This is a genomic window from uncultured Planococcus sp., from assembly GCF_947501725.1.
Lineage (GTDB): Bacteria > Bacillota > Bacilli > Bacillales_A > Planococcaceae > Planococcus > Planococcus donghaensis_C.
Genome location: NZ_CANMXD010000004.1, coordinates 37,354 through 49,278, shown reverse-complemented (window position 1 = coordinate 49,278; position 11,925 = coordinate 37,354). Strand labels below are relative to the sequence as shown.

At 40.0% G+C, this 11,925-nt stretch carries 10 protein-coding genes; all 10 read left to right on the top strand.

Annotated features, from left to right (window positions below):
* Positions 1 to 17: 17 nt before the first annotated feature.
* The 10 genes from Q0785_RS06780 (at position 18) to Q0785_RS06735 (ending at position 11,795) form a co-directional block, all read left to right on the top strand.
* Entirely contained in the window at positions 18 to 635 is a 618-nt protein-coding gene (locus tag Q0785_RS06780) for a YesL family protein (RefSeq protein ID WP_298827475.1), read from the top strand.
* Between the two features lie 55 nt (positions 636 to 690).
* The gene (locus Q0785_RS06775; protein ID WP_223643056.1) at positions 691 to 1,848 is read left to right on the top strand and encodes a family 43 glycosylhydrolase; all 1,158 of its coding nucleotides are present in this window, start codon (positions 691 to 693) and stop codon (positions 1,846 to 1,848) included.
* Positions 1,849 to 1,890: 42 nt separating this feature from the next.
* The gene (locus tag Q0785_RS06770) at positions 1,891 to 2,997 is read left to right on the top strand and encodes a galactitol-1-phosphate 5-dehydrogenase (protein WP_223643054.1); all 1,107 of its coding nucleotides are present in this window, start codon (positions 1,891 to 1,893) and stop codon (positions 2,995 to 2,997) included.
* Between the two features lie 514 nt (positions 2,998 to 3,511).
* Positions 3,512 to 4,369, top strand: a complete 858-nt coding sequence (locus Q0785_RS06765) for an SRPBCC domain-containing protein (protein WP_223643052.1) — start codon at positions 3,512 to 3,514, stop codon at positions 4,367 to 4,369.
* A gap of 186 nt (positions 4,370 to 4,555) precedes the next feature.
* Positions 4,556 to 5,542 carry an aldo/keto reductase gene (locus Q0785_RS06760; RefSeq protein ID WP_298827469.1) on the top strand — a complete coding sequence of 329 codons (987 nt, stop codon included), beginning with the start codon at positions 4,556 to 4,558 and terminating at the stop codon, positions 5,540 to 5,542.
* Between the two features lie 163 nt (positions 5,543 to 5,705).
* Positions 5,706 to 6,227 carry a GNAT family N-acetyltransferase gene (locus Q0785_RS06755; protein WP_223643048.1) on the top strand — a complete coding sequence of 174 codons (522 nt, stop codon included), beginning with the start codon at positions 5,706 to 5,708 and terminating at the stop codon, positions 6,225 to 6,227.
* A gap of 700 nt (positions 6,228 to 6,927) precedes the next feature.
* Positions 6,928 to 8,004 carry an NAD(P)-dependent alcohol dehydrogenase gene (locus Q0785_RS06750; RefSeq protein ID WP_223643045.1) on the top strand — a complete coding sequence of 359 codons (1,077 nt, stop codon included), beginning with the start codon at positions 6,928 to 6,930 and terminating at the stop codon, positions 8,002 to 8,004.
* 453 nt (positions 8,005 to 8,457) lie between these two features.
* On the top strand, positions 8,458 to 9,600 hold the full coding sequence (locus Q0785_RS06745; RefSeq protein WP_223643043.1) for an endo-1,4-beta-xylanase: 1,143 nt from the start codon (positions 8,458 to 8,460) through the stop codon (positions 9,598 to 9,600).
* Between the two features lie 483 nt (positions 9,601 to 10,083).
* Entirely contained in the window at positions 10,084 to 10,722 is a 639-nt protein-coding gene (locus Q0785_RS06740; protein ID WP_298827449.1) for a zinc dependent phospholipase C family protein, read from the top strand.
* Between the two features lie 209 nt (positions 10,723 to 10,931).
* A complete protein-coding gene (locus Q0785_RS06735) occupies positions 10,932 to 11,795 on the top strand; it encodes an aminoglycoside phosphotransferase family protein (RefSeq protein ID WP_298827446.1) in 864 nt (287 codons plus the stop codon).
* The last annotated feature ends 130 nt before the right edge of the window (positions 11,796 to 11,925 follow it).

Genomic DNA, 11,925 nt, shown 5'->3' with positions numbered 1-11,925 from the left:
ACTTGGAGAGTGGCAGTATGAATGGCAAAGGGATAGTCACATCACTAGATTCAATTCTTCAGTGGGTAACCAGGTTTGTGGTTTTAAACTTATTCTGGTTTTTCTATACAGCCCGTGGGTTCTTTGTACTTGGAATATTCCCGGCAACAGCTGCCGCTTTGAGAGTAATGAAGAGATGGCTCGATGGAGAACATGATATTCCTACTAGGCAATTATTTAAGCAATATTATAAAGAAGTCTTTAAAGATGCCAACAAAATCGGATGGACATTGTCCTCAATTGGAGCGGTCTTGTTCCTTAACTATAAGATTATCGAAGGTACTGATGATGGTGTATGGATTGGAACGATTTTCGGTTTCTATTTCATTACTTTTTTTTACCTTATTATAGTCGCTTGGACATTTCCTTTGTTTATTCAATTTGAAAATCAATGGTTTAAACATCTGAAAAGTGCGTTAATCGTCGGGTTGGTTAAAATTCACTATACGATCGCCATATATTCTGTCATGTTTTCAATAGTCTACCTGACACTCACATACCCAGGGATTATTCCTTTTTTCTCGATCAGTTTATTTATTTGTATGTGGTACTGGTTATCGTCCCAAGTTTTGAATAAGTTACAAGTAAAAACGTAAAGCTTTTGCTAGAAAGTGAAAAAGAAATAGATTACAAAAACAGGAGAGATTGCAGATGCTGAAGATTGAAGAACCGGTCATAACAACCCGCATCGGGAGTGAACCAGTTTTACCTGAAAATATCCTTGTGGAATTTGAAAGCGGTGATAAGGCATCAGTTCCCGTGAAATGGGAGGAGTCTTTAACGGATTATTACAATGAAGCCGGTAAGTTCCAAGTTCATGGACAACTACAGCTTTTGGAATATCCTAATCCCCTCATCGAACAAAGAGCTGATCCTTATATCTATAAACATACGGACGGATATTATTATTTCACAGGTTCTTATCCTGAATATGACCGCATTGTTTTAAGGCGGTCCCAATCAATCGAAGGCCTGACGGAAGCAGAAGAAACGGTCATATGGACTAAACGTGAAAAAGGCATCATGTCTCTGCATATATGGGCACCGGAAATTCATTATATTGATGGGAAATGGTACATCCATTATGCCGCTGGAGATATTGATGACATATGGGCAATCAGGCCTTATGTATTAGAGTGTGAGACTGAGAACCCGCTTGAAGGCGAGTGGAGCGAAAAAGGGCAAGTCAATACGGACTTTAACAGCTTTTCATTGGATGCGACGACGTTTGCGCATAATGGAAAACGTTATCTTGTTTGGGCTCAAAAAGTTGAGGAAGACACCATTTCAAATCTTTACATTGCCGAAATGAGCAATCCATGGTCGATAAAGAACGACCAGGTGCTTTTATCAACCCCAGAGTTTGAGTGGGAGCAGGAAGGCTTTTTTGTAAACGAAGGTGCAGCTTTTATCAGCAGAAATGGTAAAGTATTCATTTCCTATTCGGGAAGTGCAACGGATGACCGGTATGTTATGGGGCTTTTAACGGCTGATGCCGATAGTGATTTGCTGGATCCGGAATCATGGACAAAATCGACTGAACCTGTGTTTACATCAAATAAGAAAACAGAAGAATATGGACCTGGCCATAATAGTTTTACGGTAGCAGAAGACGGAGAAACTGATTTGCTTGTCTATCACGCCCGTCCTTATAAAGAAATCCAAGGCAATCCACTGTATGACCATTACCGTCATGCCCGTGTACAACAATTACTTTGGAGCGAAGAAGGAACTCCTGTTTTTGGCTTTCCTGGACAAACGGAGCTTCTGATTAATCGGAAAATAATTGCTTCTATTGAAGTGAAGTAATCATATAGTTTTACAGACCCTTGGTGAAAAGGACGGGATTTAATGGATGGGAAAATGGAAGCGGCCGTATTGCATTCACTGGGTGAATTTCACACCGAACTTGTAGATATCCCTTCAATTAATGACGATGAGGTATTGATAAAAGTTAAGTATTGTGGAATTTGCGGTTCAGATGTTCCGCGTGCCATGTCACATGGCGCCCGGAAATATCCGCTTATACTGGGGCATGAGTTTGCTGGAGTAGTGGAAAAGAAAGGCGTAAATGTTGGCCATCTTGCAGTTGGAGATCGCGTTGTAGTTGCACCGCTCATTCCGTGTAATAAATGTGAATACTGTTTATCAAGCAATTACGGACTTTGTGATGATTACACTATTATTGGTACAGGAAGTGATGGTGCATTTGCAGAATACGTAAAAGCGCCTAAAAATCATGTGCTGCAACTCGATGATCGTATAGATTTTGAAACAGCTGCTGGGATAGAGCCGGCAACAATTGCCTATCATGCGGTGCAAAAAGCTGCCATACAACCCGGTGAGACAGTGGTCGTGATGGGGTGTGGACCTATTGGACAGCTGACAATCCAGTGGGCAAGGATATTTGGCGCAGCTAAGATTATTGCGGTGGATATTTTTGAAGAAAAGCTTGTTAAGGCAAAAGAGCTCGGTGCGAACTTTACATTCAATGCTAAATCTTGTAATCCGGTGGAAGAAATCATAAAAAATACAGGATTAGGAGCAGATGTCGTAATTGAAACTGCAGGCAGCTCCATCACTCAACAACAATCCATCTTGTCGGCTAAGAAAAAAGGGAGAGTGATCTTTTTAGGAATCACTCATACCGGTATAGACCTGGAAGAAAAAACGATGGATCACATTATGCGGGGGGAACTTAAGATTCAAGGATCCTGGAATTCCTACTCAGCTCCTTATCCAGGAATTGCATGGAAGGCCAGCTTGGATTTTATGGCTAAAGGAGAACTTGAATTCAAGTCTATGATTTCCCATAAAATCACCATTGATGAAGTTGGTGAATATTTCAAAGGAATGGCTGATAGAAGCCTTCGCTTCAATAAAGTATTGGTGTCTTTGGATAGGGAAGACCAAAAAATAGACGACAAAGAAAGAGAGATTGTTTTGGCTTTGTCCTAAAATTTAAGTCTATAAAGCACGCTAAAGACAATCTGCAGATATGAAAAATTTTTCGTGATAGAAAAAGGACCTTAATTGGTCCTTTTTTGCTTTTTATAAAGTGCTTAACTTTTTAACAACGGCCACCTCTTTGCCGAAGCAGTCTCCATCATCAATAAATCCTACATTCGTCTGCTTGCTGTTTTTCCTTATCTGAATGCCTTTCCCATTTCCCTCCCTTGGTATGTAACAGTGCAAGGCAGACATTCTGGGTAAGCAGTCTGTAAATTATTTTTTCTCAGTAGTATAATTGAGTTTAAGGAATCATATCGGACAATCATTTTTAAAGCATAACTTAACTTACTAAAGTCCAAGTTCTCGGAATTATATGCCGCTTACGGTGCACAGAAGTGAACGTCTCTTTGGCACAGGCCATATGATAAATTGATCTGGACTGCAATGAACCAACAATTCAGGAAGTGTTGTCATGAAAAAGCCAAATGTGCAATTACCATGAGAAAGAAGGGAGAAAATCATGATTAGAATTCACCTTGAAAGGGCTTTTGATGTCGGTCCAGAACTGCTTTGGGAACTTGTGGTTGATCCGGATCATTATCGTTTTTGGACAGAAACGTTCTCTGAAGGATCAACCTTTTATGGGGAGTGGACTAAGGGCAGCGCTATTCGTTTTGTGGCGGAAGATGAAAATGGGATGGAAAATGGCATGTTATCGGAAATTGTAGAAAGTCAGTGGCCAGAGTTTATTTCGATCAAGCACGTGGGCGTGGTGATGGATGGCGCCGATGACTATGATTCCCCTTTGGCTCGAGAATGGTCAGGAGCCTTCGAGAATTATCGATTTATTCCGCAGGCAGATGGCACATGTATTTTTGAAGTTGAGCAAGATTTGCCGGAGGGACAAGCCGAAGAGTTTAAAGAGAACTGGGGAAAATCTTTTGACCGCATGGCGACTCGGCTTGAAACCAGTGGAGATTTAGGGAAGGTCATAACCCTTCGCGAAAAGTCGCGCAATCGGCCAGAGATAATTTGGGAAAAGCTTGTCACGCCTGAAAAAGTTATGTCTTGGAATTACGCCAGCGACGATTGGCATTGTCCAAACGCTGAAAATACTTTAGCCTTCGGAGGCGAATTCCACTACGAAATGTCTGCAAAGGACGGCAGTGAGTCTTTTGATTTTTGGGGTACTTATACGGAAATTGAACCAGGCAAAAAATTATATTTTGTGTTGGGTGACGGGCGCAACGTGCGAATCGATATCTTTGAGAAACCTTATGGCTGTTTGATTGAAGAACGCTTCGAGGCAGAACAGCAAAACGATTTGCATCTTCAGCGCCAAGGGTGGCAAAGCATTCTGAAAAATTTGGCCCGCTAATGTAGAGTCGTTGCATCATGAAAAAGAACTAGGGAACTTTTGGAATAGCCCCTGTAAAGTGAAGACTCACAGGGGCTATTTTTTGATTTGACATGCAAAAGCACTGTGCCAGTTTAGCCAATTACCCAGCGGGTAGATACTTATAGATGATATGTACCAAATCTATTTCAGAAGAGGTGTCCATAAATGAAAAACGAATTGACTATAAAAAACAAACTGGGACTCGGCACAGCGCCGCTTGGCAATATGTTCAGAGCAGTTCCGGAAGACGAAGCGATGCAGACGATCCAGTCGGCATGGGAAGAAGGCATCCGCTATTTTGATACGGCGCCGTTTTATGGTGCAGGATTGGCTGAAATGAGGCTCGGTGAAGTTTTGTCTTCCTATCAGCGTGATGACTTCCTGCTGAGTTCGAAGGTCGGCCGGATTATACTGGACGAAGAGGAAGAAAAAGAGGGGCTGTTTGAGCATGGCCGCAAGAATAAGATCCAAACGGATTACACGGAAGCAGGCACACTCAAATCGATTGAAGACAGCCTGAAGCGTTTAAAAACAGACCGCTTGGACATGGTTTTTGTGCATGACCTCTCGCCGGATTTTCTTGGGGATGAATGGATCACGAAGTTCGATGAAGCGCGAAAAGGAGCATTTAAGGTGTTGGATCGCCTCAGAGACGAAGGCGTGATCAAAGCGTGGGGACTTGGTGTCAATACAACTACCCCGATTGAAGTAGCGCTTGAACTGGAAGAATCCCATCCGGACTTGAGCTTGTCCGCTACACAATACACGCTGCTTCAACATGAGCGTTCCTTGGAACGGATGATGCGGCTCGCGCAGGAAAAAGAAGGCGGACTCGTAATCGGATCAGCATTCAACTCGGGTGCATTGCTCGGCGGAGATTATTTTGATTACCAGGAAATCACGCCTGACATCAAAAAAAGAGTCGAACGATTCAATGATGTGGCAAACAATCACGGTGTAAACTTGAAAGATGCCGCGCTGCAGTTTTCGACAGCACATCCTGCAATGAAAGCAGTGGTAACGGGTTCGACACGGCCGGACCGCATCAAGGAAGACCTGCAGGCGATGAAGACATCTATTCCCGCTGCTTTTTGGGAAGAGTTGGTGGAGACTGGGTTGGTTTCTGCTAAAGCGGTTTTGCCAGGGAAATAAGGTGTCATTCCTATAGGACGAAGAAGAAAGGTTCCGGTAATTTATCCCGAGCCTTTTTTGCATAGACTTCAATTCTTAAAATGATTGTTGCTCTTGTTTCCGCAAATATATTGCGTCAAAATAGGTTAAAATAGTTACATTGTGCATTACTGGAGGTAATAGTTTGAAAATTAAAAAAGCAAATGAAGAAGATAGTAAAGGTATAGCAAGCGTTTACGTTGAAAGTTGGAAGACGACTTATCAAGGATTAGTCCCAGACAGTTACTTAGACAAATTATCCTATGAAAAAGCAGAACAAAAGTGGCTTGATTTTTTAAACAGTGAAGAAGATCCTTTTATTTTTGTTGCAGTGAATGATGCAGAAAAAATTATCGGCTTTGCATCAGGTAAAAGTCTTAATGATGAAAATTTTAATGGAGAATTATATTCACTTTATCTATTATCGGAATGCAGAGGATTAGGCATAGGAAGACAACTTGTTTCAACTATTGCGAAGCATTTTATTGAAAGAGACATTGATTCCATAATGGTGTGGGTAATGGAACAAAATGAATCCGGACTTGGTTTCTATAAACGGCTCGGAGGAAAGGAATATCTTCGTAAGACGAGCGAGTTTGGAGGGAAAATAGTTAATGATGTAGCTTATGGTTGGAAAGATGTCTCTGTATTAGTTATGAAAGAGTAAAAATAACTGTCAGCGTCTTTTCGGACTTTCCGAGATGCCCTGGATTAATTACTTGTTTTCTACTTGGAGATCTATTGACTAATCGTAAGAAAAAACAGTTTGCAGATCACGATTTCACAGAAGTAGTTCATGCCCCGGTCAATAAGAAAAGAACTGTAGAATGATCTCTACAGTTCTCAATGCATGTCCAAGGGTTAGGAGCGGCCCAATAATTAAGGAAAGGCCACCGACCCAGCGCCCTGGAAACCAAAAAGTAGAAATATCTTTATCAGAAGATGTGTTTATCTGTTTTTTATGATTCATGAACAAGTTCATCTCCACCAATTTATTTAAACTTTTTTAGCCTTCACTAATTCATGAAAACAGCTGTTGCTTGCCATCGTATCGCTTTTTATCAATAAAAATTCCAGTATTTACGATTTCAAAATGATATGTTTTTTAGTTAGTATATCATCATCTATTATTGCTGAGACTCAATCTAATAATTATGAAATTGAACAATCATAGGCCTATTAAAAGGTAAACCGATGCGGTATTTAACTTATAGAACGTTTGAATAATGAGGATGGCGGGAAGAGAAGGAGCTGGAGCTGATTGCTATTTTACTTGATTCCTGTGCTTCTTCGAATACTACAAACAAAACAGGGCTCAAGCTTATGTGTATTACCCCTAGACAAACCTTACAAAAGGAGAGGATAGTATGACGAAAATTAAAGCTGCAGTCACGCCAAAAACAGGGCAAGCGTTTGAAATCACTGATATTGAATTGCCGGAACTGGGTTCGGGAGATGTTTTAATAAAAGTAGCAGCCTCCGGAATATGCCATACGGATGTTTCAGGGAGAGACACCGGTATGGTCGATCCACCCGCAGTTCTGGGCCACGAAGGCGCCGGAATTGTTGAAGAGATCGGATCTGAAGTCACTGAACTTCAAAAAGGAGATCATGTGGTTGTTTCATTTGCAAGTTGCGGAAAATGTGATAATTGCATAGGCGGTCACCCTGCACATTGCAGGTATTATGGTGAACTTAATCTCAATAGCCACATAGATCCAGATACGAATACATTGGTTTCCAGGTTCTTTGGTCAGTCTTCATTTGCAACATACTCACTCGTCAACCAAAGGAATGTTGTGAAAATTGATAAGGGTATGGATTTAGCTTTGGCGGCTCCACTAGGTTGTGGCCTGCAAACCGGAGCTAGTAGTGTTTTGAATGTGCTGAAGCCAGAAGCAGGCAGTTCTATTGCGGTATTTGGTGTCGGAGCCGTAGGATTAAGTGCGATCATGGCTGCTAAAATTGCAGGTTGTAAAAACATTATTGGAATTGACCTTCATGAAAATCGCTTAGAACTGGCTGAAGAGCTGGGTGCAACAGCTACTATAAAAAGTGGCAAGGGTGTCGATGTTGCGGAAAAGATTAAAGAAATTACTGGGGCAGGAGTACAGCACGTTCTTGATACGACCGGAGTCGATATAGTGATTGCACAGGCAATCGACTCATTGGATACTTTTGGGAAAATAGTTACTGTCGTTACTGATTTTAACCTTTCTATACCTTTGGAAGCATTGGCATTAAAAGGCGGAAGTATTACAGGGACCAGTCAAGGTGATGCAAGTCCACAAACATTCATTCCGGAAATGATTTCTTACTATAAAAATGGACAATTTCCTTACGATCGAATGGTAAAATTCTTTGAATTTGATGAAATCAATAAGGCTTTTGAAGAATCGGAGAATGGGTCAGTCATTAAACCGGTTCTGAAAATTAACTATTAAATTCTATATAAGAAATGGGAACTTGTTGAAAACAAGTTCCCATTTTTATTGAAATCCGGATGGTTTGCAGTGATTATGTCTGAACCATTCAAAAAAATTAGTTGAATCGGCAACTGCGCTTTACTGTAAAATCATTTTAATCTACATAAATTACATGGTAAAAGGTTGAGTGGGTTTATATTCCTAAAACAGTATTTTCGAACTACATAGTCAATTTATTTTTAAAATTCCATTTTCAGTTTTCTGTTACTATATAACCCTTTTGATTAATTACTCTGAAAACTTAGTTTATGTAATGCACAAACTAACATTTCGTTGGTATAATCACGTTAAGTTTGCAAATGAAAACGCTTTCTTTTGATGAATTGCAATCTTAAAACTTTAGACAGGAGGTAGGATTGGAGATTTCTGAAGACCTTTTTTAAAAAAACGAAGTAAAAAGGAGAGATAGAAATGCTGAAAGTTCTACGTAAACCCATAATCACCGGCTTAGCTTTGACCCTCTTATTACCTGCAGGACTGAATAGTTCCGCAAATGCTGAAGATTCCCTGAAGGCTTTGGACGTTGATCCGATCCATGAACGATACGAGGATTCCTTTGCAATTGGCGCTGCGGTGGAGCCGTTTCAGCTTGAAGGTGAAAGCGGAGAAGTGCTGAAGCATCACTACAACAGCATTGTGGCTGAAAATGTGATGAAGCCAATTTCAATCCAGCCTGAAGAAGGGAAATTCAATTTTGAAGAAGCAGATAAAATCGTCAAGTTTGCGAAAGAAAATAATATGGAGGTCCGTTTTCATACGCTAATTTGGCATAGCCAAGTCCCCGAATGGTTCTTCCTAGATAATAACGGCAAGCCGATGGTTGATGAAACGGATGCCAAGAAACGTGAGAAAAACAAAAAAATTGTTCTTAAACGTGTGGAAAAGCACGTGAAAGAAATAGTCAAACGCTATAAAAATGACATCGATTCATGGGATGTGGTCAATGAAACCATCGATGACGGAGGCGGCCTTCGAGAATCTCAATGGTACCAATTGACAGGAACTGATTATATCAAAGTCGCTTTTGAGACTGCCAGAAGATATGCCGGCAAAGATGCTAAGCTTTACATCAACGATTACAATACCGAAGTAGAACCAAAACGGACAGATTTATACAATCTTGTTAAAGACTTATTGGCTGATGGAGTACCGATTGATGGGGTAGGACATCAGGGGCACATTCAATTAGGCTGGCCTTCCCTTCAGGAAACCGAGGATTCCATCAACATGTTTGCGAGCCTTGGATTAGACAATCAAATTACGGAATTGGATATCAGTCTTTACGGCTGGCCGCCAAGACCGGCTTATCCAACTTATGGCGAAATCCCTGAAGACCGTTTCCAAGCGCAGGCAGAACGCTATAATGACTTGTTTGAATTATATGAAAGACTGGATGACAAAATCAGCAGCGTCACATTCTGGGGCATTGCAGATGACCATACCTGGTTGAATGATCGTGCTGAAGAATACAATGATGGCGTCGGTGTGGACGCACCATTTGTTTTTGGCCGCGATTATAAAGTGAAACCTGCCTACTGGGCAATTATGGATTAATAAAAAAGCTATGTGAGATTTTTAAAAGAAATCCATTTTGAACTGCATTTTCGTTGTTTGGCACTGCTGACGACGGAAATGCAGTTTTTCTATGGCAAATTTATGTTCCGAAGCAAACTATGGATCGGAAAAAGTAATGTTGAAGCTTAGTTTGAAGTTAAAAAGGTTGAAGAGAAAAGAACAATCGTTGCCCATGTATAGCTTTGCTTTTATAAAGAGCACGGCCTGAGGGGATCCATTATTACAAAAAGGCCATATCGTAAACGATTTAAAATCTCAAGCTAGAACGAGAGCCTTGAATGGCAAGTAAAAAGAGGAATTTCTTAGCGGATAGCGAAAGTATAAAATTGGAAGGTAAGAAAAAATATAGGGCATGAGTTGGTGTGTTATGAAACTGAAGATAGACGTTTAAAAAAGATATGTCTTTGCCAAAATATCGAGAAGTACTATTAGAATAGCTTTAAGTTAAAGGAGGGAATCCTGTTGGGATCACGAATCATGCATTTAATCATAGCGGATCAAGTTTCCAAAAAGCTGTCGATTGAAAATAAGCAGACTTTCCTTTTAGGAGGAATTGCACCGGATGCGGCTTTAACAAGAGAAAACAAAACGGAATCCCATTTTCTAGAGGGAAGTTTAGAGAATGGAACAAGACGAGTGAACTATAATCGTTTCACCGAAAAATACCTTTCAGTAATTCAAAGTGACTATGAACTAGGATATTTAACGCATTTGATTTCCGACGATGTTTGGATGAAAGAGGTATATTTTAAAAACAATTTCAAGAACCGCGTAGATGCGGATCCTGGCCTGCTTGATAGGTGGCATAACGATTTTAGGAAGTTAAACGGTCAATTGATTGAATGGTTTGGGTGCGGGAACCTTGAGAATGAATTGAAAAATGTTCCGATTCCTAAAAACAACATAATTGAAATCGAGTCGGAGAATCTGCAGAAATTTAAAGAAGAAGCGATACTGGACTTTGCCTATACTGAAGATGACTTAAAAGAAGAGTTGGAAGTATATACATTGAAACAAGTATTGGATTATATAGACTTAGCAATAAAAGAAACTATTGGTATTTACTTATCTGCTAAAAGGAACCTTGAGGGTTCAAAGTAAATACAATGACCTAAAAGTTTTGTCCTCACTTCAACAGCCGATCCTGATTTTAATAACATCGTATTTGTGGCAGAAGAGTTTAATTAAGGTGAATTGGAGTATTTGCTTGAGGTTGCTTTTTGTACAGACTATAGGTGAAATAAAGGTCTGATACACGAAAGAATGATGATTAGAAAACGAAATAATTTGATGTGAAAGTAGAGGATTATATGTTAAATGATGTTCTCGAACAGTTCGGTATCCAAACAGCAGCAATTTATGAAGTTGAAGATTCCTTTAGTTCAACGGTGTATAAATGTGAATTGCTTAATGGTAAGAATGTCTATGTGAAAATTCCTTATACAAAACTGAAATATCAACGTGAATTAGAAGCTTATAAAATCTTAGAAGGCAAAGTTTTAGTTCCGAAGATGTTAGACTTTTGGTCGGGTAATGAAGAATGTCCAGGCGCTTTTTTGCTGTCAGAGTTGAAAGGAAAGCCATTGACGCAGAAGTCTTCACCGGCAGTTGCATTTCAAGTCGGGGTTTTACAGGCTACGCTGCACAGCATTCAGCCGGCTGCTAAAACAGAAACAGCGAGTATAAAAAATGAATTTTCCAACTGGATAAAATTTATCGAGAATCAATTCTACAGTTTTGCAGAAGACGTGAGAGAGATTTTGGATAAAGATTTGTATGATCAAAGCATAGAGAAATTTAACGACATGAAAAACCAGCTTCCTTCTCCAGACGGTCCAAGCTTTGTCCATATGGATTTTCGGCCTGCCAACATCATTGTAGATGGGGAACAGGTTTCAGGCATGATCGACTTTGAAAGTGTACGATTCGGTTCAACAGAAGTTGATTTCACTAAATTATATCGTGATTTTTTACGCTTTGATTCCACTTTATATAACGCTTTTCAAGACGGTTATAACAGCATTAGACCCCTGATTGACTTGGAAGTTGTATTGCCTTTTTATCGATTTGTAGATGCCTTTAATAGTATAGGGTGGAGCAAACGTCGAGGTGTTGAAAAAAATGCTTCATTTCTCCAAGAAAATCTGGCTATCCTTGAAAAGATTTTACGTTGAATTCTGTTTTGGTCAATTTATCAGCAACTATAGCAAGAAAGCGGAGTCAGTTATTGGCTTCTTTTTTATGAAAAAATCTCACTTTAGAAGTAGCTTAATCACAAAAATGATTCCACTAAAAAATGTTAAA